This window comes from Gordonia aurantiaca (genome assembly GCF_039939235.1).
In the GTDB taxonomy this organism is placed as follows: domain Bacteria; phylum Actinomycetota; class Actinomycetes; order Mycobacteriales; family Mycobacteriaceae; genus Gordonia.
Map to the genome: position 1 here is coordinate 233,219 of NZ_JBDUUF010000007.1, position 26,457 is coordinate 259,675.

Sequence of the window (26,457 nt, forward strand, 5' to 3'; positions counted from 1 at the left end):
GTGCCGCACGGCGCGGGAATCGGGCCAACCCGACGGGTCCGGCGGGCGTTTCGCGATGCCCTCTGGTCAAATCGAGGCGCCGCCTTGTCCCTCGGGTGTCGACCTCAGGAAGGAACAACGGGATGACCGTCGATGATCAGGACGCCACCTCCGTCGAACCGCGTGCCGGCCGTCGGGAGTGGCTGGCGCTCGGTGTTCTCGCGACCGGTCTGTCGATGATCGTCGTCGACGGCACGATCGTGAATGTCTCGCTGCCGGTCATCATCGACGACCTGCATCTGGACCTCACCGACGCCCAGTGGATCAACAGTCTCTACTCGGTGGTCTTCGCCGCGCTGCTCCTGTCCGCCGGTCGCCTCAGCGACCGCATCGGTCGACGACTGTTGTTCATGATCGGCGTGGCCGTGTTCCTGGCGGGCAGTCTCCTGGCGGCCGCCGCGGACGATTCGACCACCCTGATCCTCGCCCGTCTCGTCCAGGGCATCGGCGGCGCGTTCGTGTTGCCGTGCACGCTCTCGACGGTGAACGCGACATTCCGCGGCCGCGACCGGGTGATCGCCTTCGCGATCTGGGGTTCGGTGATCTCCGGGATGGCAGCGATCGGCCCACTCCTCGGCGGCTGGCTCACCACGGACTTCTCGTGGCGATGGATCTTCCTCGTGAACGTGCCCATCGGGATCGCGGTCGTCATCGGGGCATTCCTCGTCGTCCCGGAGACCAAAGCCGCGATCTCGGTTCCCGGACTCGACGTCGTGGGCCTGCTGCTCAGCATGGTCGGTTTCGGCGCGTTCATCTTCGCGCTCATCGAAGGCCAGACCATCGGATGGTGGAAGCCGATCTCGGAGCTGAAGGTCCTGGGCGCCACATGGTCGACGGGTGCGCCGGTTTCCGCGACGCCACTCGCAGCTGCCGTCGGTCTCGCGGCGCTCGCCGGTTTCGTCGCGTGGGAACGTCATCGCTCGCGGCTCAACCGTTCGGCGATCCTCGACCTGTCCCTCTTCCGATTCCATACCTTCAGCTGGGGCAACATCACCGCGGTCACCGTGGCGATCGGTGAGTTCGGACTCCTTCTCGTCCTCCCTCTGTTCCTGGTCAACGCGTACGGTCTGTCCACGCTCGGGGCCGGATACGTGCTCGCCGTGATGGCCGTCGGAGCCTTCGCGTCCGGCGGTGCCGCGCGGCACGTCGCCGCACGCTTCGGGGCTCCGCGGACCGTGATGATCGGTCTCGCCCTCGAGGTCATCGGCGTCCTGGCCTTCGCCCTCTACCTCCGCCCGTCGTCGGCTGCCTGGGTGCTCGCCGTGCTGCTCGCGGTCTACGGCGCCGGGCTGGGACTCGCGTCCGCACAGCTCACCGGAACGGTCCTGGTCGACATCCCGACCGAGGAGTCCGGCCAGGGCTCGGCCACGGAGAGCACGGCCCGTCAGCTCGGCGCCGCTCTCGGCACCGCGATCCTGGGCACCGCCCTGTCGTTGAGTCTCGCGCACAGCCTTCCGGACCGTTTGGAGCCCGTCGACCTGCCCACTCAGGCCACCGCGCCGCTCGTCGACGCCACGCGTGACTCGGCGGGAAGCACCATCCCGGCCATCCGGCACGAAGGTGACCACGGCAGCCTGGGGGCAGAGGGCCCGGCGGTCGCCGACGCCTTGTCCGACGGTTTCGCCGACGCGACCCGCTGGTCGCTGTTCGTCGCCGCCGGCTTCCTGTTCGTCGGTTTCGCCACGTCGTCGCAGCTGCAGTCGAGGCGGCGCGACGACAAGGTCACCGCCTGATGACGATCGCCGAGGGCCGTAGCGCCGACTGACGGAATCGATATCAATCCTCGGACACCAGGTGTCGATCAACTGTGACCTTCAAGACGGGTGAGGGCACACCACTTCCTGATCGAACGAGTTCGTGGATGACGCAACCCGTCAATCCCGGTGACCCTCAGCCGAATCAGGGGCACCCGTCCCGGTTCGGGCAGCAGCAGCCCTACCACACCCAGCAGCCGTACCAGGGCCAGCCGAATCCCGGATACCCGCCGGCCCCGGCTCCGAAAAAGCGCAAGAAGTGGCCGTGGATATCCCTCGCCCTGGTCGTTCTGTTCCCGGCGCTCGTCGGAGGATGCATGGCCCTCGTCGGCGGCGCAGCCGTGTCCATCGACGAGGAATCGAAGCGCACCGTGACCGTCACGTACGAGATCACCGGTGATGGGGCGACCGGAAGTGCCACCTACACGACCGGCGACCTTGACATGGCGCAGGACACCGACGTCCCTGTTCCGTGGTAGAAGGACGTGGAGATCACGGGTCTCGGGAAGTACGTGTCCCTCACCGCCACCAACGATTTCGAGAGTTCTGGCACCATCACCTGCACCATCCGCCAGGACGACAAGGTGATCTCGGAGAACACTGCGTCGGGCCCCGGTGCCACCGCGAGCTGTTCGGGTAGTGCGGGGTGGTTCGTCGCCGGTGATCACCCGAGGACCGGGGCCTGGGGTGGTTGCTGGAAGCGAATGCGGCGCAGGTTGGGGAAGAAGTCTTCGAGGGTTTCGGCGTTCCCCCGGATGCGATAACCCTCCGGGGGAACGTACTCGCTGACCAGCCGGCCCTCGTCGTCGCGGTACTGGGATCGACCCAGTCGCCGAACGTCTTGTGCAGGTGCCCGTGGCGGCACTTCGGGGACAGGTTCTCACTCGACGTCGCACCACCCCGCGACGGGTTTCGGTGGTCCGAACTCGGCCACGTGGTCGAGATCGGAGTCGAAGGCCGAACGATCGCAACCGGATTCGCCGCAGTAACCGTGCCGGACATGCACGAAATACGCACAGGATCGGGTGGGCCGGTACGGATCCGACGGCTGGGCGCCGGGGTAGACGACAACCGGCTCGACGTTCGTCGGCGGGGTGCGCACCGGGGTCAGTGGTGTGACCGTCGCGTCGGAGCGGGCGGCGAGGTCGCGGACGCGTTCGTCGGAGATCACGCCGTGCACGTCCATCCACGCGACACCGGGTGTCCCGTCGAGGGTGGCGGGGTCGGTGACCACATGGATGTGGACCTCCGAGCGCACCGCGGCGACCGCGTGGGCGAGATCGAGACTCTGCGCGGCACAGTCCCCGCGGTCGCACAGGCACTCGAACGCAGTCCCGGTGCACAGGGCGAACATGGCGTCGGAGTTGCGTTGTCCTAGTGCGGACGTCGTGTGTGCACACCGAATCGGCCAGTGCTCGGACGGCTTTGGCGGCGATGCGAGTGTTCTCCGCCGACATCACCGCGGTGATCTCGCCGGTGCCGTCGTCGACGATGTGGGTCCACACGCCCCGGTTGCCCAGGGCTTCTATGCGGCGTTCACGCACCAGATCCGGGTCGTGGCGAAACACCAGGCTCTCGACCATGTCCCGCAGGCGGGGTCGCGACCATGCTCCTTTCTTGGTGCGCAGGGTGGTGGCGATCTCGGCGTCGAGGATCGGAACGATCGACGACTCGACAGGCACGAGTGCGGTGCGCGACAGGATCACCTGCAACTGCCAGCGGCTGGTGAGGCCGTCGCGCAGGGTGTCCAAGACCTCGGCGAGAACCTCGCCTGGTCTGTCTGCTGACATCCCCGCCACGTTGCCCCCGCAACGCCTGCGGCCCAACCCGATCGGCCGAACCTGATACCAACCGCACCAGACCCTTCCACCGACAAATGCCGCCGCAGCCGATCTCGATCCACGCGAAGTTGTGGATGAAGACCACCGCCACACGAACACATTGCATTTCGTCCTGAATAGCGGACGCATCGCACACTACGCCGGCAGGGCCAAACGCGGGCGCAACCCAGGACTGTGACCCGACCTTTCCATGAGCCTGACACCGATTCCCGCGGTCGTGGTCGGCGAGCGCGACGTGACGGCCCTCACGTTCGTTGCCAGTAAAGATGCGGTATGCCATAGTGCATGAACAGTCAGTGGCCGATATCGCGTTGTGTCCAGCTTTCGATGACGCGGCGGCCCTTGATTGGGGTTTCGGGGGAAGTTCTTGTTGGCGCGCCGAGGTTTTCGTGTCTCGCGTGCTGACTGTTGGCGCCTCTGACCCGGTGAACAGTGTTGACCTGACCGATGACTTGGGGGGCGCATGGTGTTGGGGGATATGGACGTTCGGCCGCTGCGTCGGTCTGCCACCGCGTTCGTGACTGGAGTGTGCGCTGTCCTGGCGGTCTTTATCACCGGGGCCGGGACTGCGGCGGCGGCACCCACACCGCTGGCGTCGACCTATGACCGGCTTGTCACCGATGACGGCTGGAAGGTCGAGTTGCGGGCCTCGGAGCTGGTGGTCAACCCGATGTCGAACATCGCCAACAGTTTCGCCTCCCGCGAAGGCTGGGTGTCAGCACGGGTGGGTGCGGTGATCACCCCCGCCGCCGGGCGTACACCGTCACAGCCGGTGAGTTCGGGTGTGCTGGAGCAGTTCCTGGTCGTCGGCTGCCAGATCGACATCTCCGATGGGGCGACGTTCGGGTTGGGGTCGTCGTTCGGCCCGAACGCCAATGTCACCATCTCCGGGCAACCGGGTGTGTCGGTGGGCGGTTCGGCGTCGGTGTCGCCGTCGATCTCATCGAAGCTGAAACCGGGCACCATCAACGAGATCTCGCTGGGCAAGAAGACGTTGCAAACCAATCGGGCCTCGATCCGCGCCAAACGCGTGCACGTGCGGGTGGATGGGTGTGCCGGTCCGGTCACCGTCCGGGTGATCGTGCGGTTGTCGGTGTCCACGCCGACCGCCGATGACACCCTCAACCTCTACTCGGCACGCACGTGGCTGTAGTACGCAAACGCGACCTGGCGGTGCGCCGTCGATTTATTCCAGTCGTCCGATGACTACGGGGGTACCAGTGATGACGGATCGTCGGACCAACGCGGAGGATTACGGGGCCGTCGCCGAGTGCTCGCCACCGGATGTCGACCATGTTCGTGCTTCTGCTGACGGCACGGACGATCAACTCCCACACCTTTAGGCGTTCGGCAGTGATCGGGGGAAAGACGATGAAGAGTGCTGGACCGCCGGCAACAAGACGAAACACGCGCAAATTCGTTGCAACTGTAGTGGGCACGGCGGCGGTCGCCATTGTGGCTCTCGCTGCACTCCTGGTTCCGGGCGATCCGGCAACCGCGGAAACCCCTGCCGAGCGTTGCGCGCGGGAGACCGAGGCCTATAACAATGCGTGGGCGCAGACGTGGGCCGCCTCGAACGGCAAACCCGCCGGCCAGGCACCCCCACCACCGGTGCCGTATGTGTGTGTCGATCCCGGGCCGCCGACCTCGTCGACGACCGCGCCGCCATCGGTGACGGCTCCGACCACCCCGACCGAGACCAGCATCCCCGACGCCGGCGGCCCGAACGTGGGCGCACACGCGCCCACTGATATTCCAACTTCTGGTCCGGGACGATCGCCTATTGTGCCCATTCCTGATTCAGGCCCTCGCCAGCAGCCGGTCCCTCGTCAGGAAAGTAGCCCGGTGGTGGTGACAGCCTCTACCGCGATTGCGGGGCAAGACATCGTGTTGCGCTTCCCAGGGGGAGTGAGAGGGACCGTGTACCGCGTTGAACAGCTCGGCGGAATTCAGCGAGTCAGTATTGCGAGGCTCGACCAGCAAGCTCCTGATCGAATTGTGCTGAAAGCAGCCATACCAACAGGCACATACTGGAAACAACTGGACGAGGACAGCCTCGCCCTGATGGCCCCGGGCGACCTCGTAATCGCGACCCTGTTCAGCACTGCCAGAGGCGGGTTCGATCTGGTACCAAACGGGAATGATCTTGTCGCGACCTTCATGCGAGGGTCCGAGTTGGCACCCTCTGTAGCCGACATTTTTGCACCCGCAAGAGTGCCTGCGTCTGCAAGCGGGTGCACGTTTTCCAATGGTCAGTTCCTCTCGCGTAACTGCGTCAGAGTGAGCGGCAAGGGACAGTACATCGACTACATTATCGCGACACTAGACACGGGAGGTTCGCCGTATCCGCGAAATATATGCGATCGTGGATATGAATTCAACTACACCGATGAGTTTGGATACCCGCGCACTCAGGTGATCGAGAAGCCAGGCTGTACGTGGATGTCTGCGGGCGTTACATGGTCGGAGAAGCTGGACGTCAACCGGAGAGCGAAGGACGGCAGCCAGGTGTGCACACGGACACGGAGCAGCCACTCCAACGGCGAATGGTCTCCTTACGCGTGCGTGACGATCAAGAAGTGAGCGCCATATGACGAAGAAGGAGAGTAGGGGCGAGACACCCCGCTCAGGTCGCCTGTGGCCGATCGTCCAGATTGTCACTGGCCTATTCATTGCAAGTCAGCCCTACTACGGATGGATCTCTTGGTGGCGTGGCGAGATCGATCCGAGCGGCGGCGAAATTGCGTACATCATCGGGTTTCTGGTCGTCGGTCTCATCGTGGCGGCACTGGGCGTACGTCGACTGTTTCGCGTGAGAAAGGGCGACCAGTAGTCGCCTGTGGCGTTCGGATGGTCAATGACTGAGGAAACGACCCACTCAAGCGAGATGGGTCTAGCCCGGTAGCGAATCGAAGAAGCACGTAGGCCGTTGTTCTCAGCGAATTGTGTCGACCACACCTCGATCGCAGGACAGCGACGCGGGGTGCAGCCAGTGCCGTGCACCGTTCAAGCGTACTGCCTTCGGTGCCCGGCGAATCCGGTCGAATTCTCGTGTTCTCGGACCGGTGGTGGCCCGCGAGGACGTCCGAACATCGCCTGATCCGGATCACCTTTGCCCATCGTGCCCATCCGCCGACCGACGGCGCCGGTCGTGGCCGCAGTCAGTCCCGGTGCTCCGCCCGCGCCGGATGCCCGTACCCACGAGGCGCATTCGTCGCCTCGGCGGTCTCGACGGCGGTGACCGCGCCCGACGACGCGAGAACCACTCCCCCGCCGACGGCGGCCACGAACGCGACGAACGCGACCGGACCCCAGCCCGCCCGCGTGACGTCGCCGAGAAAGGCGATTCCGACGGCACCGGGCAGCACCGTCTGACCGACCACCAGCGCGGCGGCGGCGCCGTTGACCGAACCGGTCTGGAGCGCGACGGTGAACAGGTAGAAGCCGCCGATACCGCTGATCAGCAGCGCGTACAGCGCCGGGTCGGTGAACAGCACCGCCGGTCGCAACGGATCCACACCGTCGAGAATCCTCGACGCCACGGCCATCACGCCGAACACCGCACCCGCGATGAGTCCGGTGACCGATGCGATGTGGGTCTTCAGGCGACGCATCATGACCAGGCCGAGCACGATGAGCGCGGGACCGGCGACCAGCACCGCCCAGCGCATCCACGCCGTGTGGTCGACGCCCTCCCGGCCGGCCGACGCCGCGAGCAGCGCCAACGACACCACGACCACCGCGCCGGCGATCCAATCACGAAGAGTCAGGCCGACTTTCAGCACCACCAGCGCCAACAGCGCGGTGGCGACGAGCCGTGCGGAGATGATCGTCTGCGACAGGAACAGCGGGATCAGCCGGGCCGAGGCGATCGTCGCGACGAAACCGATGATGTCGAAGACGAACCCGACCAGGAACGGGACCGTCAGCATCGTCAGCGCGGTCGACTTCAGCGACGGGTGCGCGCCGGCGGATCGTCGGCGTTCCTCACGGATCGCCGCGCGCTGCGAGACCTGTTCGGCCCCGAGCGCCTGCAACACCGCCGCCGCGGCGAAGGCGAGCGCTCCGATGACCGCGATGACGATCCCGCCGGTCATGACGACTCAGTTCACCGTGGCGTGAGGACGTCGGTCCCGACGAACTTCGCCAGTTCCGCCGGCAACCTGACCGAACCGTCGGGCTGCTGGTGGTTCTCCAGGATCGCCACCAGCCAGCGGGTGGTGGCGAGGGTGCCGTTGAGCGTCGCGGCGATCTGCGGCTTGCCGTTCTCGTCGCGGTACCGGATCGACAGCCGCCGCGCCTGGAAGGTGGTGCAGTTCGACGTCGAGGTGAGCTCGCGGTAGGTGTTCTGGGTCGGGATCCACGCCTCGCAGTCGAACTTGCGGGCCGCCGACGAACCGAGGTCGCCGCCGGCGACGTCGATGACGCGGTACGGCACGTCGATCGCGGCGAGCATCTCCTTCTCCCAGTTCAGCAGGCGCTGGTGCTCGGCCTCGGCGTCCTCCGGCTTGCAGTAGATGAAGCCCTCGACCTTGTCGAACTGGTGCACCCGGATGATGCCGCGGGTGTCCTTGCCATAGCTCCCGGCCTCGCGGCGGAAGCAGGTCGACCAGCCGGCGTAACGCCTCGGTCCGCCGGACAGGTCGAGGATTTCGTCCATGTGGTAGCCGGCCAGCGGCACCTCCGACGTGCCGACCAGATACAGATCGTCGTCCTTGTCGAGGTGGTAGACCTCGTCGGCGTGGGCGCCGAGGAACCCGGTGCCCTCCATGACCTCCGGGCGCACCAGCACCGGCGGGATCATCAGCTGGAAGCCGTTGGCCGCGGCCTTCTGCGCCGCCATGTTCAGCAGGCCGAGTTGTAGGAACGCACCCTGGCCGGTGAGGAAGTAGAAGCGCGAGCCCGACACCTTCGCGCCGCGTTCCATGTCGAGCAGGCCGAGCGACTCACCCAACTCGAGGTGGTCCTTCGGGTTCTCGATCTCGCGGACCTCGCCGACGTGCTCGAGGACCACGTAGTCGTCCTCACCACCCGCGGGGGCCTCCGGCGCGACGATGTTGGAGATGGCGCGGTGCGCCCGTGCGGTGGCCGCCTCGGCCTCCGCCTGACGGGCCACGGCGGCCTTCACCTTCTCGGCGAGCTCCTTGCCCTTGGCGAGCAGGGCCTGCTTCTCGTCGCCCTGGGCCTTGCCGACCTGTTTGCCGAGCGCTTTCTGCTCCGATCGCAACGAGTCGGCCTCGACGATGGCCGCGCGACGCGCCGCGTCGGCCTCGAGAAGGGCATCCACCAGACCGGGGTCCTCGCCGCGGGCACGCTGCGAGGCGCGGACCAGATCGGGGTCGTCACGAACAATCTTCAGGTCGATCACGCCTTCAAACCCTACTTGAGCGCGGGAGAGCGACCCGGCCAGGCATGATGGATTGCGATGAACACGCCCGACCCCGATCGCGACAAGCGCGTCCCGGACGAGTCCCGGCTCACACCCGAGCCCGGTTTCGACCCGGAGACCGCACCCCTCGACGAGTCCGCGCCGGACGACGACTTCGCCCCGGTCGAACCGGGCCCGACGACGCCGCGGCCGCCACGCCCCCTCGCGCGCAACCCGATCTTCGTGGTCCTCGCCGCGATCGTCATCGGCGCGGTGGTCGCAGGTGGCGTCGCCTTCGCGACCGGTGTGTTCGACGACTCCGGCCGCGTCGGCGGCAGCAACATCGGCGAGGGCGAACGACTCGTGCAGAACGCCTTCACCGAGTCGGTGGCCGGTGACTGCCTGGACTGGCCGGCCGGGAGCCCCGGCCGGCCGTCAAAGGTCGGGTGCGAGCAGAAACACCGCTTCGAGGTCGCGGGCGGCATCGACACCTCGCTCATCCCCGGCGCGGAGTTCGGCAAGGACGCCGCCTGGCCCGGACCGGATCGCTTCGCCGCCATCCGCGACGAACAGTGCCCGATCATCGTCGACTCCTACCTCGACGGTCGGCTCGACCCGCAGGGCCGGTTCTCGGTCGGGATGATGTACCCGTCGCAGGACCAGTGGGGCAAGGGCGCGCGCGAGCTGCGGTGTGGCATCCAGGAGAACGGCCCGGACGGCCAGCCCGCCCAGTTCTCCGGCCGCGTCGCCGACCAGAACCAGTCCTTCGTGTGGCCGGAAGGCACCTGCATCGGCATCAACCCCGAGGACCGCTCCCCCACCGGGTTCCCGGTGAACTGCGCCGAGCCGCACGCCTTCCAGACCACCGGCATCGTCGACCTCGCGGTCCGATTCGGCGACCGGATGTCGAACAAGCCGTGGCCGCCGACCGGCGCGCAGAACAACTACCTGGCGTCGATCTGCCCCAAGCAGGCCGAACGCTTCGCCGGTGGCGCCGACAAGCTCGACAAGACCACCCTCAACGTGCAGTGGTCGGTGCTCTCGGAGCCGAGCTGGCTGGCCGGCAGCCGCAAGGTGGTCTGTTACCTCGGTCTGCCCGACAACCGCGGCGGCTTCGCGACCCTCGTCGGCGACGTCAAGGAGGGCACCCTGCTGATCAACGGCAAGGCGCCCGTCCCGCCACCGGCCGCCCCGCCGGGCCGCGCACTGCCCACGCCGGTGCCGCTGCCCCCGGGCATCGCGCCGAACCCGGCCGAAGTCCCCGCACCGGCGGGCTGACGCGTGCCGGTCAGGATGTCCGACGACGAGTTCGACGAGTTGGTGTCCGATGCACTGGACACCATCCCGTCGGAGCTCACGGACGCGATGAACAACGTGGTGATCCTGGTCGAGCCGCGCAACCCGGAGGAGCCCGACATCCTCGGCCTCTACCAGGGCGTGGCGCTCACCCTCCGTGACCACGACTACGGCGGGTACCTGCCCGACACGATCACCATCTACCGCGAGCCCATCCTCGCCATGTGCCGAACCCGCGACGAGGTGGTGCACGAGGTCGCCGTCACCGTGATGCACGAGATCGCCCACCATTTCGGCATCGACGACGAGTGGCTGCACGCCAACGGCTGGGGCTGACCCGAGGCCGCCACCTGCCGCGGCAGGTTTCGTCCGCCTCGGATCGAGGAATACGAGGGCACCGGTCCAGCCCACGGTAGGAGTCCATCCATGTCGACCGACGCCATCGTCATCCTCAAGGACGAGCACAAGCAGATCCGCAAACTGTTCCGCGACTTCAGGTCCGCGGGCGAGAACGCGACCACGACCAAGGGCAAGATCGTGGACAAGATCATCGAGGCCCTCACGGTGCACACCTACATCGAGAACGAGGTGATGTACCCGGAGATCCGCAAGCGCGTCCCCGAGCTCGAGGACGACATCCTCGAGTCGTACGAGGAACACCACGTCGCCGACGTGTTGGTCGTCGAGCTCGCCGGGATGAGCCCGGATGCCGAACGGTTCGACGCCAAGACGACGGTGCTCATCGAGAACGTCGAGCACCACATCGAGGAGGAAGAGGACGAGTGGTTCCCCAAGGTGCGGGAAGCGCTCGGCCGCAAGGAACTCGCGGAGATCGGCGAAGAGATGCTCGCGCGCCGGGAGAAGGCCCCGCGGCGTCCGTCCCAACCGTCGGCCCTGAAGAAGACGGTGGACGCGATCATCAAGTAGCGGGGCCGCGCCGGCCTCTCGGGTCGCCGGCACCGGCGGGTCGCTAGCCCATCGGGTCGTCGACGAGCGGTTCGTCGACCCGCCCGAACGGCGCGGTCTCCGCGCCCCAGCGGTGGCACACCCACACCCCGTCGACGTACTCGAGTTCGATCGAGCCGGTGTTGCCCAGATGGGTCGCGGCGGCGAAGCGCGAGTCGATGCCGGCGAGGCGTGCCGCGATGAGGCGGATCGCCGCACCATGGCTGACCAGGTAGACCTCGCGGGGGTTCGTGCCGGTCAGGTGATGGCGGGCGAGATCCTCGACCGTCGGGAGGTACCGGTCGTAGACCATCGCGAGCGATTCGCCGCCGGGGATGCGGACATCGAGATCGCCGGCGTGCCAGCGCTCCATGACGTCGTGGAAGGTGTCGTGCGCCTCGCGGTCCGAGCGGTCCTCGAGAAGACCCGCCTGGACCTCGTGCACGCCGTCGACGGGCTCGGTGTCGATGTCCCACACCGACGCGATGAGTTCGGCCGTCTGCCGCGCGCGCAGCGCATGTGAGCTCAGGAGCACCGCGTCGTGTTCGGGACGGTTCTCCAGGCCGAACCGAACCCCCTGGCGCGCACCGAAATCGGTGAGCGCGGCGCCGGGAAGTGCGGTGTCGAGGCGGCGCATGACGTTCGCGGTGGTCTCGCCGTGACGGACCAGGTGCAGTCGCGCCATCAGTACTCACCCCGCCGCATCGCCTCGACCCACGCCAGGGATTCGGCGTGGTCGGGCGGCGGCGACCCGGTTGTGCGGATCGCCGGCCAGGAGCCGAGGTAGACCACCCGCTCGCACCGGCGATGAAGTGCGGCAAGGGCTTCGGCGACCGCGGCGTCGTCGATGTGTCCCACTGCGTCGAGGAAGAAGCGGTAGCGGCCGGCGATGGCCCGGCCCTCCCGCTCGTCACGCTGCGGCCGGGACTCGATGCGTGTGAGATCGATGCCGCGCGAAGCGAACTCGTTCATCGCCGCCATCAGGCTGCCCGGTTCGTTGGACAGGTCGAGGATGACCGAGGTGCGGTCGGTGCCGGTGCGCCGGGTCGGCACCGCCGGACGTCCCAGCACGAGGAAGCGTGTGGTGGCCTCCTTCGCGTCGCAGACACCGTCGGCGAGCACGGTGAGATTCGACAGTCGTGCGGCAAGACCCGTGGTGACCGCGGCGTCGGCCTTGCCGGCCGCGACATCCTGCGCGGCAGCGGCATTCGATCCCGAGGTGACGAACTCCGCGTTCGGGAACAGTTCGGCCACCGAGCGCCGGACCTGCGCCGACGCGACCGGGTAGGCGGCGATGGTGCGGACCTCCCCGGCGGCCATTGGCGTGGCCGCGGCGATCGTGAAGGCGATGTCGAGGACGGTCTCGGCGAACACCTGGACGCGGCCGTCCGCCCCGGAACTCGCCGGCGGGACGAGCGCGTCCATGGTCGCGGGGACCGAACCCTCGAGCGAACTCTCGACGGGCACACAGCCGTAATCGGCCTCACCGCTGCGGACCATCGCGATGGTCGCAGCAGGACTCGACGCCGCCACCTTGGTGACGTCGTCGTCGAGGTCGAGTCCGCCGAGCGTGGTGTCGTGTGAGGCGAGAACCTCATCGAGTGCCATCTCGGCGAAGGTTCCGCGCGGGCCGAAGTAGGCGATGACAGGCACCACACGAGAGTAGTGGACGATGCCCGCGCGACCGGGCAGGCCGCGATCGCCGTGGAATCCCGGGCACGACGACCCATTGACGGGCAAGGCGGACCTATTTAGGTTAGGGTTACCTTCTAAGCCAGCCGGCTCGACCACAGCTGCCCGCGCCGATCGGAGACAGACATGACGCGAACGACGACCGCCCGCCCGACGGACGCCGAGATGATCCAGACGGCCTGCCGCCGGCCGGGCTCGGCCCTCCTCGCCGTCGAGGGCGCCGACACGACCCCGATCGACGTCGTCCACCTGTTCGAGTCCCAGGCATTCGTCCTGGTCCCCACCCATGGTGATGCGATGGCCGCGATCGACGGGTCCGACGGCACCCCGGCCATGCTCGAGGTCACCGACTGGGCACCCATCGACCTGCGCGAACGCGTCCGCTCGGTGGTCTGGCTCAACGGCGTGCTGTTCCGCGTCCCGGCGACCTCGAGCGAGACCTGGCCGTCGAGATCGCCGGCGAGCACCCCGACGACGGTCTCCTCGACATCGGCCACGGCGCGTCCATGGTGCGTCTGCAGGTCGAGACCGCCGTGATCGCGTCGGGTTCCGGCGCGGCGGCGGTCACCGCGGCCGAACTCGCCGACGCGAACCCGGACCCGTTCTGGGAGTGCGAAGCGGGCTGGCTGGCCCACCTCGACGCCGACCACGCCGACCTCGTCGGGCAGCTCGCCCGTAAGATCCCCGCCGACCTGCGCACGGGCCGGGTCCGTCCGCTCGGACTGGACCGCTTCGGCATCCGCTTTCGCATCGAGAGCACCGACGGCGACTCCGACGTGCGACTCCCCTTCCCGCGGCCGGTGTCGGACGTGATCGAGCTGTCCCGGGCGCTGCGGAACCTCGCGGGATGCCCGTTCCTGAACTCGATGCCGGACTGATCCCCCGCGGCCGGCCGCGCTCGCACCGCGGGCAGCAACCCGGGAGGCGCGCCTAGGCTGTCCGGCATGTCACTGCGCGAGTACCTGCGGCCGGCGCCGCACGGCATCCCGGTCGTCACCGACCGCGCCGAACGACGGGGGCTGATCGTCGAACTCGTCATCGTCGGCGTGCTGACGTTCGGGTTCTCCGCCATCTCGGCGGTCCTCGCGCTGCTCGAGGCCCAGCTGACCGGCGGCATCGGCGACACGACGGTCGCGCTCAACCCGAGCCGCTCCGACCTCGCCGTCATCGACGCCGTTCGCCAGGTGATGTACGCGCTGCGCCTGTTCGCGATGGGCGGGCTCGGCGTCTACCTGTTGTGGCGCAGCGGGATCCGCCCCACGCGGGTCGGGCTCGGCCGGTGGACCCCGCGCCGCGACGTCCCCGCGGGCCTCGCCCTCGCCGCGATCATCGGCCTGCCCGGCCTCGCGCTCGTCGCGGTCGCCCGCGCCGTGGGCCTCAACGCCGGCCTCATCCCCAGCCAGGCCGACTCCTGGTGGGAGTGGCCGGTTCTCATCCTCATCGCGCTCGGCAACGCCGCCGCCGAGGAGCTCATCGTCGTCGCGTACTTCATCACCCGGCTGCGCCAGCTCGGCGCCTCCGAGACCGGATCACTGCTCGCGAGCGCGGTGCTGCGCGGTGGCTACCACCTCTACCAGGGCTTCGGCGCCGGCGTCGGCAACGTGCTGATGGGCCTCGTCTACGGACGGTTCTTCCAGGTCTCCGGTCGGACATGGCCACTGGTCATCGGGCACGGCGTCATCGATGTGGTGGCCTTCCTCGGGTACGCGCTGCTGCGCGATCACCTGTCCTGGGTTGGCTGAGCCTCCGGTTCCGCCCCGGCCGCGGGCGCGCCGTCCCCACGTCCACCCGAACCGGTCGCCCGGGCCAACCCGAAGAGCACGAGCCCGACGGCGAGGAGAATCCCTGCGCGCAACCAGCTCTCGGCGCTCTGCTGGGTCATGAGCACGATGCACGACACGACGGCCAGCACCGGCACGATCGTCGGCACCCGGAAGTGGTCGGCGTCGACGACGTCCCGGCGCAACACGAGGACGGCGACGTTGGTGCTCACGAAGACGAACAGCAGCAACAGCACCACGGTCTCGGCCAGTGCGGCCACCGATCCGGTCGCGGCGAGGACCATCGCGATCGCGGTGGTCGCGACGATCGCCACCCAGGGCGTCCGGCGCCGCGACAGGACGCGCGCCAGCGTCGACGGGAGAAGTCCGTCGCGCGCCATCCCGAAGGTCAGCCGCGACGCCATGATCATCGTGAGCAGCGCGCCGTTGGCGACCGCGATCAGTGCGATGAGCGAGAACAACCGGTCCGGCACGCCGACGTCGGCGGCCGAGACCACCTCCAGCAGCGGGCCGCTCGACGAGGCGAGCTGGTCGGGCGACACCACGAACGAGACACCGAGCCCGACGAGCACGTACACCACGCCCGCGGTCAGCAGCGCACCGAACAGCGCCTTCGGGTAGACGCGCCGCGCGTCGTGCATCTCCTCGGCCATGTTCGCCGAGGTCTCGAAGCCCATGAACGAGTAGTAGGCGAGCACCGCGGCGCCGAGCACGGCGAGCGTGGGGGTCGTCGAGTCGTCGAACTCCAGCACCCGTTGCGGCTCCCCGCCCCCGCGGCCGAGGACGATGCCGGCGAGCACGATGATCAGCACCAGACCCGACACCTCGACGACGGTCATCACCACGTTGGCGCGCAATGATTCGCTGATGCCGCGGGCGTTGAGCAGGGCCACCGCGACGAGGAAGACGAGCGCCGCACCGGTGGTCGGGACGTCCCAGAACTCCTTCAGGTAGTCGCCGGCGAACGCCAGCGACAGCCCGGCCGCGCTGGTGACGCCGGCGGCCAACATGCAGAACCCGACGAGGAAGGACACCGGCGACGACCGGTAGGCGCGGGCGGCGAACACCGCGGCCCCACCCGCCTGCGGGTACTTGGTCACCAACTCCGCGTAGGAGCCCGCGGTGAGCAACGCCATCACGAGGGCCACGAGCAGCGGCACCCACACCGCGCCGCCGACCTTGCCGGCCATCTCGCCCACCAGCGCATAGATCCCCGCACCCAGGACGTCGCCGAGGATGAACAGGAACAGCAGTTTGCCGGTGATGGCCCGTTTGAGCGGGGTCGGCGGATCAGTGGGCCCGCTCTCCGGCGGGGCGGCGACGTGATCGGTCATGGGGTCCACATACCCCGCCCGAGCACGAACGATGCGTACATTGGTGTGGATGAACGAGCAGGACCCCCCGATCATGCGGCGTGGTCGGCCGGGTCCGCAGGTGCCTCCCGGCCGGCCGGCCGGTGCCAGCCCGCCGCGGCACTTCCCGCCGGGCCGCCCGGGTCCCGCACCCGCGGGCGCACCCGGTCCTGCGGCACAACCGACGGGCAGGCCCGCGCCGTCGGCGCATCCTCAGGCCATCCCGCGGATCCCCGCCGAGGGTCCGGTGCCGGGCCGCACCCCGCAGGGACCGCACGCCCCGCAGGCGGCCCGCCCGGCCGGTGCCTACGCCCCGACCCAGAAGCCCGAACCGATCCCGCCGGCCGAACGTGGCGGCGGGACGCGCCCGCCCCGCGACGACCGTCGCGCCGGCCGCCCCTCGGGGCGTCCGCCCGGACCATCATCGCCCGCGGCCGTCCCCCCGCGTCCGCGCAGGCGGCGTCGCCGAGTGCTGCGGGTCGGCCGCGTCCTGCTGGTCCTGCTGCTGGTGGTCGTGCTCGGCGGGATCGGATTGCTCTTCTACTACGACTCGAAACTCGATCGCATCGACGTGTTGCGTGCCTACGCGGGCCGGCCCGCGGACACACCGGGCACCAACTGGCTCCTCGTCGGCACCGACTCCCGCGCCGACCTCACCGAGGACCAGCGCAGGTCGCTGGCCACCGGTGACGCCGACGGTTCGCGCACCGACACGATCATGCTCGTGCACAATCCGCCGGGGAACGGGAAGGCGACCATCGTCAGCATCCCGCGCGACCTCTACGTCGAGATCCCCGGCCACGGCAGCCTGAAGATCAACGCGGCGTACAACATCGGCGGTCCGGCACTTCTCGCGCAGACCGTCGAGAACCTCACCGGCGTCCACCTCGACCACTACGCCGAGATCGGTTTCGGCGGCTTCGACACCCTCGTCGACTCGGTGGGCGGCGTCGACATGTGCATCGACCAGCCGCTCAACGACCCCAAGGCCGGGCTCAGGCTGGCCAAGGGGTGTCACCATCTCAACGGCCGCCAGGCCCTGGGCCTGGTGCGCACCCGCGCCTTTCCGCGCGCCGACCTCGAGCGCGTGGTGAATCAGCGGAAGTTCCTCTCGGCGTTGGTGAAACGCGCGTCGAGCCCGGCCGTGATGCTCAACCCCTTCCGGTTGTTCGGATTCATCGACGGTGCCATCGAATCGCTCACCGTCGACGAGCGGGACCACATCTGGAACCTCGCGACCCTGCTGTTCGCGCTCCGCGATCCCGTGACGACCACCACACCCACGGGTGAGAGCGAATACACCGACGACGGTCTGGCACTTCCGGTCACGCAGCAGACCGAGAACTTCTTCGCGCACATCCGCGCAGGTCAACCCATCCCCGAGGAACTACTGGTCGACGCGGGCTGACGTGGCGAACAAAGCCTTGCCAAACAGAGGCCAGACTACCCTCAGTAAGGCTGAACTTGCTGGTAGAAGGCGTTTTTCGGTGTCACCATGGGTGACATGACCGAGTTCACGAAGTTCCATCAACTGCTGCACGACCAGATCGGCAACGAGTTCTACGCGTCGCAGCAGTACATCGCGGTCGCCACCTACTTCGACAACCACGACATGCCGCAACTGGCCAAGCTCTTCTACCGCCAGGCAGTCGAGGAGCGCAACCACGCGATGATGATCGTCCAGTACTTCCTCGACCGCGACATGGAAGTCGAGATCCCGGGAATCCCCGCTCCGAACAACACATTCGAGGACTACCAGGCCCCGATCAAGCTCGCCCTCGAGCAGGAGAAGACGGTCACCCAGCAGATCGTCGATCTCGCGAAGTCGGCCCGCGACACCGGTGACTACCTCGGTGAGCAGTTCATGCAGTGGTTCCTCAAGGAGCAGGTAGAGGAGGTCGCCACGATGACCACGCTGCTGACGATCGCCGAGCGCGCCAAGGGCAACCTCTTCGACATCGAGAACTTCGTCGAACGCGAGTTCAACGGCCCGGAGGCCGCCGACCCGACCGCGCCACCGGTGGCCGGCGGCGTCGTCTAGCCGCCCGGCCGTCGATCCTCGGATCGCACCGGCATTTCGGCGCCGTCACCCTTCGTGGGTGGCGGCGCCGAAATGCGTTGTGGTCCGGCTTCTCTGACCCGAGGTACTAGCGCAGGGTGACCTGTCGTCCGCGAATGCCGTCGCGCGATCGGAGTTCGGCGGTGGTCAGCGGTGTGGTCTCGGCGAGCGCCTCACCGAGCCACTCGTCGAGCTGATTGAGGCCGGCATGCCATTCCTCGTGGTGCATCTCGTTGTCGAGGTCGAAGACCGGCACGAGCAGACCGTGGGTCCGGAAGGACCCGGCGAAGCGCGATCCCTCGCCCAGTGTCAGGCGGCCCGCCGCATGCAGGCGCGCCATCGCGGCCATGAGGTCGTCCTCGGGTTCGGGACGGATCCAGCGCAGGTGCGCGCGCTCCCCCGCGTCGACCCACCACGGCGCGCCGTTGCCGCTGTCGACGACGAGCCGAGCGGTCGGCAGGACCGACTCGTTGGCGCGCTCGAACATCGGCTTGATCTCCGCCGGGATCTCGGTGCCCTCGGGGAACCACCACGAGAAATCGTCGTGGACGGTGATGTCGAGCGTGGCGTCGGCCCTGATCACCTCGTCGAGTGACGGCGACTCCTCCGCGGCCTCGAGGTCGAACTCGGTCCCGGCCTCGGCGTGCGCGGCCCACGCGATCGCGGCGGCCAGCTCGATGGCCGGCGCGATCCGATCGGGCTCGGTCTGCAGGGCGACGAGACCCTCTGTGGCGGCGTTGTTCTCACGCGTGAGCGCCGGTCCGGCGCCCGGCAGGATGGTCACGATCGACACCTCGTTGCGCGAGCCGGCGGGCTCGACGAGTTCCAGCGGCGCGGTCGCCGACGCGACGAAGGTGCGCAGTGCGACGAGGTCGCATTCGGCGGCCAGCCCGGCGAACGGCCGCGGCGGCGGCGCCAGCGCGGCGGCCTGTCGTGCCTTACGAGCGGCGACCCGCTCGGCGCGATTGCTTCCCGGACGGGGTCCACTGCCCCGCTTGCTCTTCTTGCCCATCGGTCCACTTTCTCATGAGGGTGGCCGGACCCGAGAGACCCGATCGGTCAGCCGGTCCGCTCAGTCCACGGTGACCAGCCAGTCACGCACCTTCGCGGGATGGTTGGTGGCCACCCAGCGCACCCCGAGGTCGGCGCACAGCTGGACGTCGACCAGTTCGTCGACGGTCCAGCAGTAGGTGACGCGGCCCGCCGCGGCGGCACGGTCGACTAGGTCCGGATACTGCCGCAGGGTGGTCACCGACGGCCCGATGCCGGTGGCTCCGACGGCGGTCGCCGCGCTACCGCCCAGGACGCGCGCGGTCTCACCGAGCAGGATCGTCGGCAGCATCGGGGCGTGACGGCGGATGCGCCACACGCCGGCCGACGAGAAGGAGATGACCACCGCGCGGCTGTGGTCGGCCGACGGCGGGGTCGCCACCCCGAACTCGTGCAGCATCTCGAGCAGCTTCTGCTCGACGAGGCTGCCGTAGCGCACGGGGTGCTTGGTCTCGATGAACAACCGCACCGGCCGTCGCCAGTCGAGGGTGAGGGTCAGCAGTTCGCGCAGCGTCAGCACCGACGCGGGCCCGCCGGACGGATGCCAACTGCCGAAGTCGAGTTCACGGAGTTCCGCGAGGCTCATCTCGCTGACGATCCCGGTACCGTCCGAGGTCCGGTCGACCGTGCGGTCGTGGATGCAGACCAGCTCGTGGTCGGCGGTGAGCCGGACGTCGCACTCGAGCCCGTCGGCGCCCTGCGCCAGGGCCAGTTCGTAGGCGGCCAGCGTGTGTTCCGGCCGGTCGCCGGACGCGCCGCGGTGCGCCACGACGGCCGGCTTGCCCGACCGGGACACCTTCTCCACCGCGTTGAGGTTCACCCGTGAGCTCATGCGACCGCCACCCACCTCTTCGTCGGGACGGGTGCCGACGAGGCGTCGAACAGCGCCGGCACCCGACGTGCCATCCAGAACGCGAATGCCGCCGAGACCGCCGAGCTGACGATCACCATCGTCAGCGCGTTGGCGCCGGTCTGCACCGAGTCGGACCGCCAGGCGACGACACGCGCGACGACCGCCGCGATCGCGACGGCGTTGACGATCGCCCAGGCGACCCACATGCGGCGCAGGCGACCCCGGACGCGCTCGGCGTCGAGATCACGATCGTGCGCCACCCGCAGGGCGGCGACCTCGCCGAGGATCAGCGGCGCGCCGACCAGGTTGACCAGCGGGACCGCCGTCAGCAGCGCGACCCAGACGGGCCGGCGGGGATCGAGCAGGTGGGCGTCGCGGTGGGCGGACGCCCGCAGGTCGAGCACCCAGCGGGTGAAGAACCACGTCGACGCGACGAAGCCGAGCAGGGCGAGCACGCCGATGAACAGGACCAGCCAGTCCGAGAGCGCGATCAGCCACTCCGGCAGCGGCGTCGACCGGTTGAGCGCCAGCAGGATGTAGCGGAAGAGGTGGATCACCGCGGAGGCCACCAGGGCCGATCCCGTCATCACGAGCGCGAACAGCAGCCGGGACCGCGCTTGGTCTGTCCTGCTCTGCCCCTGCGCCGCGGCCGCCGGCTCGTCGTGGAAGCCCCACGTGGGGATGTAGGTGTACCGCGGGATGCGTCGTGGCCCCGGGGGACGCGACGCGCGGCGACGGACCGGAATGGCCTCCGGAGGGCGGCGGGCCACCCAGCGGACATGCGGGGCCCGGAAGATGCGTCCGGTCGGCGGTGCCTGCGGCGGCACGGCCCGCGGCGCGGAGGCCGCACGGGCGCCGACCAGGTCCCGGTTGCGTTCGGCCTCGCGCAGTGCGCGCGCGGCGTCGTCGACGACGCTGAGCGGCCCGCCACAGCGGGGGCAGCGCTCACGGCCGGGACGGTGCGGCGCCTGGATGCGGCACCGCGGGCAGAGGTCGATCATCGGAGGGTGTCGCCCTCGCCGTCGCCCGTGCCGTATTCCATGGGTTTGCCGTGCTCCTGCCAGGCGAGCATCCCGCCGCGCACGCACATGCCGTCGTAGCCGACCTGGGACAGGTACTGCAGGACCCGCATCGAGCGTCCGCTCGAGTGGCACACCACATAGAGAGGGGTGTCGGGATCGATCTCGTCCAGCCGGGCCGGGATCTCCCCGAGCGGGATGTGGACGGCTCCGCGGATGTGGCCGTTGGCCCATTCGTCGTCCTCGCGGACATCGAGCATGATCGCGTCGGTCTTGCCCGTGAAGTCGTCCGGCAGCTCGGTCACCGGCACCTGCGTGATGTCACCCATGGTCACGATTCCCATGGTGGCACAGTCGGGCCCCGTCGGTCGCCACGTCATCTGCACGCCCTTCACGCGCGGCGTCCGCGTGACCGGATCGGGCGGTCGATACCCCGGCGAAACGCCCTATGATGATCGTCATATATTTATCCACAAGCACGTTCGGGACAACGTCGGACTGTGCACATATCAACCTCTACCTGTGGATGAGACTGTGGAAACTGTGGAAAACTGCTGGCCACGGCCGGTGCAGTTGTGATCAGGGTCACGCAATTCGGACCATAGATGCGTAGGAAATTCACGAAACTGCAGCAGCGGATCGGTCGTGCATTTTCTTTCCAGTGCACACACCTGTGGATAACCTGTTGAAAAACCCTTGGGGATTCCCCCGAACAAGGGTCTGGTATAGGGCCTCAGTCGTGGTGTAGAAGGCCCGTCCGGACGGCCGGAGCGCGGTCGAACGCGGCCAGCACGCCGGTCGTCAGGCTCTCGGCGAGACCGGACGCGGACACCTGGTTCCCGACGATCCGCGCCAGCAGCGGCTTGGGCGCGTCGACGGTGACGATCTCGGCATCGGGGTAGCGCTCGGCGATCACCGATCGCATCACGCCGATGCCGTCGACGAGTCCGAGTTCGTGGGCCCGGCGGCCCACCCAGACGTCGCCGTTGAACAGCTCCGCGTCGGAGCCGGACAGCTTCTTGCCTCGGCGCTGCCGCACCCACCCGATGAACGCCTCGTGCAGCTGCGCCTGCAGACCCTTGATCCACTCGACGTCCTCGGGCACCTCCGGCAGGAAGGTATCGAGACGCGCCTTGTTGTCGCCGGTCGCGTAGAGCCGGCGTTGCACGCCGAAGCGGTCGAGGACCTCGGAGAGACCGAATCCGGACGACACCACGCCGATCGACCCGACGATCGAGGTCTTGGCGGCGAAGATCTCATCCGCCGCGCAGGCGACCCAATAGCCCCCGGACGCGGCGATGTCCTCACAGAAGGCCAGCACCGGCACGCCCTTCTCGGCGGAGAGCTGCCGGATGCGTTCGGCGATGTATTCCGACTGCGCGGGCGACCCGCCCGGCGAGTTGACGACGACGACCACGGCCTTGAGGCGATCGGTGTCGAAGGCCTTCTTCAGGACGGGCTCGAGCGTCTCGGTGGTCATCCCGTGCTTGCCCATCGACGCCGCGCCGATCGGGCCGTCGAGGCGGACCACCGCGACATGCTCGGCACGCGACTTCGCGAACTTCTTGCCCAACGCGCCCAGAGGTCCTGCAGTCATCTGCCCGAGTCTAGTTGTGAACCGTAGACTCGCTCGCGTGCAGGTGAGATGGCTGACTGCATTCCTCGACCTCCCCGCCGCCCGGTTCGGCGAGGAGGTCAGGTTCTGGCGCGCCATCTCCGGCAGCACCGTGTCCCCGCCACGGGGAGAGCACCGCGAGTTCGCGTCACTGGAACCGTTCACCGGCGATCCGCACCTTCGTGTGCAGCGGGTCGACGACGGTCCGGGTGGCGTCCACCTCGACATCCACGTCGACGACATGCACTCGGCCGCCGCGGAGGCCATCGGCCTCGGCGCCACGCGCGAACGGGACTTCCCCACCCACCTGGTGTTGCGGTCGCCCGCCGGCTTCCGGTTCTGCATCGTGCCGTGGGAGGGCGAGTCCGAACGTTCCCGCCCCATCCGCTGGCCCGGCGACGCGATCAGCATCGTCGATCAGCTGTGCATCGACATCCCGGCGGCGGACTTCGACGAGGAGACCTCGTTCTGGACCGCGCTGACCGGATGGGAGCCGGCGGCGGCCGCCCGGGAGGAGTTCGTCCACCTGACGCGGGACCCGGGACTCACCCTCGGGCTGTTGCTGCAGCGCGTCGAATCCGGCGACACCGTCTCGGCCCACCTCGACGTCGCGGCCAACTCGGTCGACGACGAGGTCGCGCGGCACGAGGGATGGGGAGCGCGGGTGGTCGAGCGTTTCCCGAACTGGACGACGATGGCCGATCCCGCCGGCCGGTACTACTGCATCACCGCGCGGAACCCGCGGACCGGGATCTGACCGCCCTACTCCGCGGCCAGGAGATCCCGCAACCGGTCGACCTCCTCGTCGACCCCGCGACGCCCGGCCTCGTCCACCTCGCGGAGGAACTCGACACGGACGCCCCGCTCGAGGTCGAGGTGCCATGTGCCGGCGAGGTACCCGTCGACTAGGACGAATCCCGGCGACCGCCCGTTGGCGGTCACGGTGCGGCGGAACAACTCCGGATCGGCGACCCGGACACGGTCGGCCTGCACACCGACCACGTGATCGAAGGGTGCGATCAGGCGTGCCGGGGCGGGCGCGTCGGGATCGGCGAGGTCGAGTCCCTCGAGGTCGTAGAGGGTCTCCCCGTGCGGACCGGTGAGTGTCCGCAGTTCCCAGTCGGATTCGAGTGCCTCGACGAGCGGCCTGAGCCCGGTGAGGCCGGACCACGTCTGGATGGCCTGAACCGTCGCCGGACCATATCCACGGAGGTACATGCGGATCAGGTCGGCACGCGCGGCGTCGTCGACGACCGCCGGCTCCCCCGGTCCGACCCACTCATCGAAGAGCCGATACGTGGGAGCGCCGTGCCCCCGCCACAACCCGCGAGGTGGCACCTGCACGAGCGGCAGCCCGCACCGGGCGATCGCGGTCAGGGTGGACGGGTTCTCCCCGGGATGGCGCTCGGCCAGCCGCCGTCCCAGCTCGGCTGCGGCGAGTTCGGTACCGGTCAGCAGCTCTTGCGCGTCGTCGACGACCCGATCGGGATCTGCGTCGGCGAGACGCCTCGCATGGACGGTGGTGAGCTCGCGGCGCAGGGTCGGCTCGGCGAGCGGACGAATCCAGCGGGCGTCCTCCGCGTCGACGAGAAAGACGGTGGACCGCAGCAACGCCATCCGCACGACCTCGCGGCCGAGGAGCAGGTCGTCGAGTTCGGCGGGGTCGAATCCCTCGATGCGCGAGGCCAATCCGAAGAACGCCGCGCGTGGGTCCTGGGACTGCAGGCCGACACAGCGATCGATGACCTCGATGGCGTCCTCGTCGATGCGCTGCAGGAGATGCTGCCGCTGCAGGAGCGTCCGGTTCCACTGCCGCAGCGTGATCGCCTCGGTCACCGCTGATCTCGCGAGCTCACCGGCGGACGGACCAACACCTAGGCAGGATAACGGATTCCGGTCGACGAGTGGCAGCGGTAGCCGTGCGGGTTCTTGGCCAGGTACTGCTGGTGGTAGTCCTCGGCGTAGTAGAACCGGCCGCCGCCGGCCTCGGCGAGCGGCTTGATCTCGGTCGCGATCTCTCCGGCGTCCGCGGCATCGAGCGCGGACTGGAAGGTGACCGCGGTCTTCTTCACGACGTCGAGGTCGGCGTCGGAGAAGGTGTAGATCGCCGACCGGTACTGGGTGCCGATGTCGTTGCCCTGCCGCATCTCCTGGGTGGGATCGTGCGACTCCCAGAAGATCTTGAGGATGCCCTCGAGATCGACGACCCCCGGGTCGAACACGACGAGGGTCGACTCGGTGTGCCCGGTCCGCGCGGTGCACGTCTCCTCGTAGGTGGGGTTGGGGGTGAAGCCGCCCGCGTAACCGACCGCGGTGGTGTACACGCCCTCGACCTGCCAGAAGATCTCCTCGACGCCCCAGAAGCAGCCGCCGGCCAGGACGATCATCGACTTGTCGTCGCCGAAGTCGCCGACGCCGCCGTTGGCGTGGGTGCCACCCGGTCCCGGGCGGCCACGCAACGGGGTGCGCAGCACCAGGTGCTGCCCCGGCACCGCGATCTCGGTGTCCCGACCGGGCAGCGCCTCGTCCGGCGTGATGAGGTGCTGCTTGTGCGAACTCGCGGAGAAGAGCTGGTCGAGCCAAGACATGTCACGAGTCTACGCGGGTGCGGGAATACGTCCGATCGGACGAGTTGAGTCGATCGACCGGCTCTGTTTATGATGACGATCACATCGGTGCTGTGACGCCGATCACTTCACGATCAGATCACTTCACGATCAGATCGCAGCCCGATGTGGTCGCACACGATGTGGTCGCACACGATGTGACCGAGCCGATGTGACCGCACAGCCGATCCACGATGAAAGGCGACGATGGCGACGCACGCGACCGGAGACCTCCGAGACGCCTTCCGGACACCCCGCGGCGTCCCGCGCGCCAACTATGACGTCGCGAAGAGCTGCCGCGCCATCGCACTGAGCATCGTGGCGATCCTCCTCCTCTTCGTCGCAGTCGCCCTTCTCTGAGCCGCTCTCCGGCGAACGTGATCTTCAACCGCACTTGACGTTTATTTTCGTGTGCTTGTTGCAATCACCCATGTACTGCGGTTGGGTGGAACCATCCGCGTGTCACGACTTTTCCGTCGGGTGCACGCGCGAACAGGAAGAACGAGTAGCACCAACGAACCTCAGAGAGGAACATCGTGGCTGAATACACCTTGCCGGATCTCGATTACGACTACGGGGCACTGGAGCCCCACATCTCCGGCAGGATCATGGAGCTCCACCACAGCAAGCACCATGCGACCTACGTGAAGGGTGCCAACGACACCCTGGAGAAGCTGGCCGCAGCCCGCGAGGACGAGTCCATCGCCGGCAAGGTCTACGGCCTCTCGGCCACCCTGGCCTTCCACCTGGGCGGTCACACCAACCACTCGATCTTCTGGAAGAACCTGTCGCCCAACGGCGGTGGCGAGCCCGAGGGTGACCTCGCCGCGGCCATCACCGAGCAGTTCGGCAGCTTCGAGAAGTTCAAGGCCCACTTCACCGCCGCCGCCACCACCCTGCAGGGTTCGGGCTGGGCGATCCTGGGCTACGACACCATCGGTGGCAAGCTGGTCATCCTGCAGCTGACCGACCAGAGCGGCAACATCCCGGCCGCGATCATCCCGGTCGTCATGCTCGACATGTGGGAGCACGCCTTCTACCTCGACTACCAGAACGTCAAGCCGGACTACGTCAAGGCCTGGTGGAACGTGGTCAACTGGGCCGACGCCGCGGAGCGCTACGGCCGCGCGAAGACCCAGGGCGCCGGACTCATCGTCCCCGCCTGATCTCTTCTCGCAAGAGTTCGA

At 68.3% G+C, this 26,457-nt stretch carries 26 protein-coding genes and 2 pseudogenes; 15 read left to right on the plus strand and 13 right to left on the minus strand.

Annotation, left to right across the window (positions count from 1 at the left end; all coding sequences use genetic code 11):
- Positions 1 to 122: 122 nt before the first annotated feature.
- Positions 123 to 1,772 (plus strand): DHA2 family efflux MFS transporter permease subunit, encoded by a 1,650-nt coding sequence (locus ABFT43_RS15240; protein ID WP_347961181.1) that lies wholly within the window; start codon positions 123 to 125, stop codon positions 1,770 to 1,772.
- A gap of 128 nt (positions 1,773 to 1,900) precedes the next feature.
- Entirely contained in the window at positions 1,901 to 2,272 is a 372-nt protein-coding gene (locus tag ABFT43_RS15245; RefSeq protein ID WP_347961258.1) for a hypothetical protein, read from the plus strand.
- 144 nt (positions 2,273 to 2,416) lie between these two features.
- Here ABFT43_RS15245 and ABFT43_RS15250 read toward each other — a convergent pair.
- Positions 2,417 to 3,733: pseudogene (locus ABFT43_RS15250) on the minus strand (DUF222 domain-containing protein); the annotation flags it as partial.
- 427 nt (positions 3,734 to 4,160) lie between these two features.
- On the opposite strand from ABFT43_RS15250, the gene ABFT43_RS15255 reads away from it, so the two are divergent.
- From ABFT43_RS15255 to ABFT43_RS15265, 3 genes are all read left to right on the plus strand, one after another.
- Positions 4,161 to 4,787 (plus strand): MspA family porin, encoded by a 627-nt coding sequence (locus ABFT43_RS15255; RefSeq protein ID WP_347961182.1) that lies wholly within the window; start codon positions 4,161 to 4,163, stop codon positions 4,785 to 4,787.
- 140 nt (positions 4,788 to 4,927) lie between these two features.
- Positions 4,928 to 6,217 carry a hypothetical protein gene (locus tag ABFT43_RS15260; protein WP_347961183.1) on the plus strand — a complete coding sequence of 430 codons (1,290 nt, stop codon included), beginning with the start codon at positions 4,928 to 4,930 and terminating at the stop codon, positions 6,215 to 6,217.
- Between the two features lie 7 nt (positions 6,218 to 6,224).
- Complete coding sequence (locus ABFT43_RS15265; RefSeq protein WP_347961184.1) at positions 6,225 to 6,467, plus strand: hypothetical protein; 243 nt, start codon at positions 6,225 to 6,227, stop codon at positions 6,465 to 6,467.
- A 328-nt stretch (positions 6,468 to 6,795) separates the two neighbouring features.
- Here ABFT43_RS15265 and ABFT43_RS15270 read toward each other — a convergent pair whose 3' ends face one another.
- Both ABFT43_RS15270 and serS read right to left on the minus strand, forming a co-directional pair.
- On the minus strand, positions 6,796 to 7,731 hold the full coding sequence (locus ABFT43_RS15270) for an EamA/RhaT family transporter (RefSeq protein WP_347961185.1): 936 nt from the start codon (positions 7,729 to 7,731) through the stop codon (positions 6,796 to 6,798).
- An 11-nt stretch (positions 7,732 to 7,742) separates the two neighbouring features.
- Positions 7,743 to 9,002, minus strand: coding sequence for a serine--tRNA ligase (gene serS, locus ABFT43_RS15275; protein WP_347961186.1), 1,260 nt, complete (start codon positions 9,000 to 9,002; stop codon positions 7,743 to 7,745).
- Positions 9,003 to 9,059: 57 nt separating this feature from the next.
- Here serS and ABFT43_RS15280 point away from each other — a divergent pair, with 57 nt between their 5' ends.
- From ABFT43_RS15280 to ABFT43_RS15290, 3 genes are all read left to right on the plus strand, one after another.
- Positions 9,060 to 10,280 (plus strand): septum formation family protein, encoded by a 1,221-nt coding sequence (locus ABFT43_RS15280; protein WP_347961187.1) that lies wholly within the window; start codon positions 9,060 to 9,062, stop codon positions 10,278 to 10,280.
- A gap of 3 nt (positions 10,281 to 10,283) precedes the next feature.
- On the plus strand, positions 10,284 to 10,634 hold the full coding sequence (locus ABFT43_RS15285) for a metallopeptidase family protein (protein ID WP_347961188.1): 351 nt from the start codon (positions 10,284 to 10,286) through the stop codon (positions 10,632 to 10,634).
- A gap of 90 nt (positions 10,635 to 10,724) precedes the next feature.
- The gene (locus tag ABFT43_RS15290; RefSeq protein WP_347961189.1) at positions 10,725 to 11,225 is read left to right on the plus strand and encodes a hemerythrin domain-containing protein; all 501 of its coding nucleotides are present in this window, start codon (positions 10,725 to 10,727) and stop codon (positions 11,223 to 11,225) included.
- Between the two features lie 43 nt (positions 11,226 to 11,268).
- Here ABFT43_RS15290 and ABFT43_RS15295 read toward each other — a convergent pair whose 3' ends face one another.
- Positions 11,269 to 11,928 (minus strand): histidine phosphatase family protein, encoded by a 660-nt coding sequence (locus tag ABFT43_RS15295; RefSeq protein ID WP_347961190.1) that lies wholly within the window; start codon positions 11,926 to 11,928, stop codon positions 11,269 to 11,271.
- Complete coding sequence (gene pheA / locus ABFT43_RS15300; RefSeq protein WP_347961253.1) at positions 11,928 to 12,899, minus strand: prephenate dehydratase; 972 nt, start codon at positions 12,897 to 12,899, stop codon at positions 11,928 to 11,930. The genes ABFT43_RS15295 and pheA overlap by 1 nt, the downstream gene beginning before the upstream one ends.
- Positions 12,900 to 13,061: 162 nt before the next feature.
- Here pheA and ABFT43_RS15305 point away from each other — a divergent pair.
- Positions 13,062 to 13,813, plus strand: a pseudogene (locus ABFT43_RS15305) (DUF2470 domain-containing protein).
- Positions 13,814 to 13,879: 66 nt separating this feature from the next.
- Positions 13,880 to 14,677, plus strand: a complete 798-nt coding sequence (locus tag ABFT43_RS15310; RefSeq protein WP_347961191.1) for a CPBP family intramembrane glutamic endopeptidase — start codon at positions 13,880 to 13,882, stop codon at positions 14,675 to 14,677.
- Here ABFT43_RS15310 and ABFT43_RS15315 read toward each other — a convergent pair.
- The gene (locus ABFT43_RS15315; protein WP_347961192.1) at positions 14,656 to 16,050 is read right to left on the minus strand and encodes an APC family permease; all 1,395 of its coding nucleotides are present in this window, start codon (positions 16,048 to 16,050) and stop codon (positions 14,656 to 14,658) included. The two genes, ABFT43_RS15310 and ABFT43_RS15315, sit on opposite strands and share 22 nt — an antisense overlap.
- Before the next feature lie 49 nt (positions 16,051 to 16,099).
- Here ABFT43_RS15315 and ABFT43_RS15320 point away from each other — a divergent pair, with 49 nt between their 5' ends.
- Positions 16,100 to 17,476, plus strand: coding sequence for an LCP family protein (locus ABFT43_RS15320; protein WP_347961193.1), 1,377 nt, complete (start codon positions 16,100 to 16,102; stop codon positions 17,474 to 17,476).
- A gap of 96 nt (positions 17,477 to 17,572) precedes the next feature.
- Positions 17,573 to 18,109 carry a ferritin gene (locus tag ABFT43_RS15325; protein WP_347961194.1) on the plus strand — a complete coding sequence of 179 codons (537 nt, stop codon included), beginning with the start codon at positions 17,573 to 17,575 and terminating at the stop codon, positions 18,107 to 18,109.
- A 106-nt stretch (positions 18,110 to 18,215) separates the two neighbouring features.
- Here ABFT43_RS15325 and ABFT43_RS15330 read toward each other — a convergent pair whose 3' ends face one another.
- The 5 genes from ABFT43_RS15330 to ABFT43_RS15350 all read right to left on the minus strand — a co-directional run bounded on the left by ABFT43_RS15330 (position 18,216) and on the right by ABFT43_RS15350 (position 22,646).
- Positions 18,216 to 19,139 carry a DUF5926 family protein gene (locus tag ABFT43_RS15330; RefSeq protein WP_347961195.1) on the minus strand — a complete coding sequence of 308 codons (924 nt, stop codon included), beginning with the start codon at positions 19,137 to 19,139 and terminating at the stop codon, positions 18,216 to 18,218.
- Positions 19,140 to 19,199: 60 nt separating this feature from the next.
- Positions 19,200 to 20,009: a glycerophosphodiester phosphodiesterase family protein gene (locus tag ABFT43_RS15335; RefSeq protein ID WP_347961196.1), complete on the minus strand. Its 810-nt coding sequence runs from the start codon at positions 20,007 to 20,009 to the stop codon at positions 19,200 to 19,202.
- A complete protein-coding gene (locus tag ABFT43_RS15340; RefSeq protein WP_347961197.1) occupies positions 20,006 to 21,031 on the minus strand; it encodes a DUF4328 domain-containing protein in 1,026 nt (341 codons plus the stop codon). The genes ABFT43_RS15335 and ABFT43_RS15340 overlap by 4 nt, the downstream gene beginning before the upstream one ends.
- The gene (locus ABFT43_RS15345) at positions 21,028 to 21,378 is read right to left on the minus strand and encodes a rhodanese-like domain-containing protein (RefSeq protein ID WP_347961254.1); all 351 of its coding nucleotides are present in this window, start codon (positions 21,376 to 21,378) and stop codon (positions 21,028 to 21,030) included. Before ABFT43_RS15345 ends, ABFT43_RS15340 begins: the two co-directional genes overlap by 4 nt.
- A gap of 404 nt (positions 21,379 to 21,782) precedes the next feature.
- Positions 21,783 to 22,646, minus strand: a complete 864-nt coding sequence (locus ABFT43_RS15350; protein ID WP_347961198.1) for a S49 family peptidase — start codon at positions 22,644 to 22,646, stop codon at positions 21,783 to 21,785.
- A gap of 37 nt (positions 22,647 to 22,683) precedes the next feature.
- Here ABFT43_RS15350 and ABFT43_RS15355 point away from each other — a divergent pair, with 37 nt between their 5' ends.
- Positions 22,684 to 23,421 (plus strand): VOC family protein, encoded by a 738-nt coding sequence (locus tag ABFT43_RS15355; protein WP_347961199.1) that lies wholly within the window; start codon positions 22,684 to 22,686, stop codon positions 23,419 to 23,421.
- A gap of 5 nt (positions 23,422 to 23,426) precedes the next feature.
- Here ABFT43_RS15355 and ABFT43_RS15360 read toward each other — a convergent pair whose 3' ends face one another.
- Both ABFT43_RS15360 and msrA read right to left on the minus strand, forming a co-directional pair.
- Entirely contained in the window at positions 23,427 to 24,500 is a 1,074-nt protein-coding gene (locus ABFT43_RS15360; RefSeq protein WP_347961200.1) for a winged helix DNA-binding domain-containing protein, read from the minus strand.
- A 38-nt stretch (positions 24,501 to 24,538) separates the two neighbouring features.
- On the minus strand, positions 24,539 to 25,252 hold the full coding sequence (gene msrA / locus ABFT43_RS15365) for a peptide-methionine (S)-S-oxide reductase MsrA (RefSeq protein WP_347961201.1): 714 nt from the start codon (positions 25,250 to 25,252) through the stop codon (positions 24,539 to 24,541).
- Positions 25,253 to 25,477: 225 nt separating this feature from the next.
- On the opposite strand from msrA, the gene ABFT43_RS15370 reads away from it, so the two are divergent.
- A complete protein-coding gene (locus tag ABFT43_RS15370) occupies positions 25,478 to 25,630 on the plus strand; it encodes a hypothetical protein (protein WP_347961202.1) in 153 nt (50 codons plus the stop codon).
- Between the two features lie 176 nt (positions 25,631 to 25,806).
- On the plus strand, positions 25,807 to 26,436 hold the full coding sequence (locus tag ABFT43_RS15375; RefSeq protein WP_347961203.1) for a superoxide dismutase: 630 nt from the start codon (positions 25,807 to 25,809) through the stop codon (positions 26,434 to 26,436).
- Positions 26,437 to 26,457 lie beyond the last annotated feature (21 nt).

What these genes read in the sequence shown, in the direction of transcription:
- ABFT43_RS15245 (WP_347961258.1), top strand. Translation starts at nt 1,901, where the DNA reads ATGACGCAACCCGTCAATCCCGGTGACCCTCAGCCGAATCAGGGGCAC.
- ABFT43_RS15350 (WP_347961198.1), bottom strand. Translation starts at nt 22,646, where the DNA reads ATGACTGCAGGACCTCTGGGCGCGTTGGGCAAGAAGTTCGCGAAGTCG.
- ABFT43_RS15325 (WP_347961194.1), top strand. Translation starts at nt 17,573, where the DNA reads ATGACCGAGTTCACGAAGTTCCATCAACTGCTGCACGACCAGATCGGC.
- ABFT43_RS15240 (WP_347961181.1), top strand. Translation starts at nt 123, where the DNA reads ATGACCGTCGATGATCAGGACGCCACCTCCGTCGAACCGCGTGCCGGC.
- ABFT43_RS15370 (WP_347961202.1), top strand. Translation starts at nt 25,478, where the DNA reads ATGGCGACGCACGCGACCGGAGACCTCCGAGACGCCTTCCGGACACCC.
- ABFT43_RS15265 (WP_347961184.1), top strand. Translation starts at nt 6,225, where the DNA reads ATGACGAAGAAGGAGAGTAGGGGCGAGACACCCCGCTCAGGTCGCCTG.
- ABFT43_RS15340 (WP_347961197.1), bottom strand. Translation starts at nt 21,031, where the DNA reads ATGATCGACCTCTGCCCGCGGTGCCGCATCCAGGCGCCGCACCGTCCC.
- ABFT43_RS15290 (WP_347961189.1), top strand. Translation starts at nt 10,725, where the DNA reads ATGTCGACCGACGCCATCGTCATCCTCAAGGACGAGCACAAGCAGATC.
- ABFT43_RS15260 (WP_347961183.1), top strand. Translation starts at nt 4,928, where the DNA reads ATGTTCGTGCTTCTGCTGACGGCACGGACGATCAACTCCCACACCTTT.
- ABFT43_RS15280 (WP_347961187.1), top strand. Translation starts at nt 9,060, where the DNA reads ATGAACACGCCCGACCCCGATCGCGACAAGCGCGTCCCGGACGAGTCC.
- msrA (WP_347961201.1), bottom strand. Translation starts at nt 25,252, where the DNA reads ATGTCTTGGCTCGACCAGCTCTTCTCCGCGAGTTCGCACAAGCAGCAC.
- ABFT43_RS15310 (WP_347961191.1), top strand. Translation starts at nt 13,880, where the DNA reads ATGTCACTGCGCGAGTACCTGCGGCCGGCGCCGCACGGCATCCCGGTC.
- ABFT43_RS15335 (WP_347961196.1), bottom strand. Translation starts at nt 20,009, where the DNA reads ATGAGCTCACGGGTGAACCTCAACGCGGTGGAGAAGGTGTCCCGGTCG.
- ABFT43_RS15320 (WP_347961193.1), top strand. Translation starts at nt 16,100, where the DNA reads ATGAACGAGCAGGACCCCCCGATCATGCGGCGTGGTCGGCCGGGTCCG.
- ABFT43_RS15295 (WP_347961190.1), bottom strand. Translation starts at nt 11,928, where the DNA reads ATGGCGCGACTGCACCTGGTCCGTCACGGCGAGACCACCGCGAACGTC.
- ABFT43_RS15330 (WP_347961195.1), bottom strand. Translation starts at nt 19,139, where the DNA reads ATGGGCAAGAAGAGCAAGCGGGGCAGTGGACCCCGTCCGGGAAGCAAT.
- ABFT43_RS15270 (WP_347961185.1), bottom strand. Translation starts at nt 7,731, where the DNA reads ATGACCGGCGGGATCGTCATCGCGGTCATCGGAGCGCTCGCCTTCGCC.
- ABFT43_RS15315 (WP_347961192.1), bottom strand. Translation starts at nt 16,050, where the DNA reads ATGACCGATCACGTCGCCGCCCCGCCGGAGAGCGGGCCCACTGATCCG.
- ABFT43_RS15345 (WP_347961254.1), bottom strand. Translation starts at nt 21,378, where the DNA reads ATGGGTGACATCACGCAGGTGCCGGTGACCGAGCTGCCGGACGACTTC.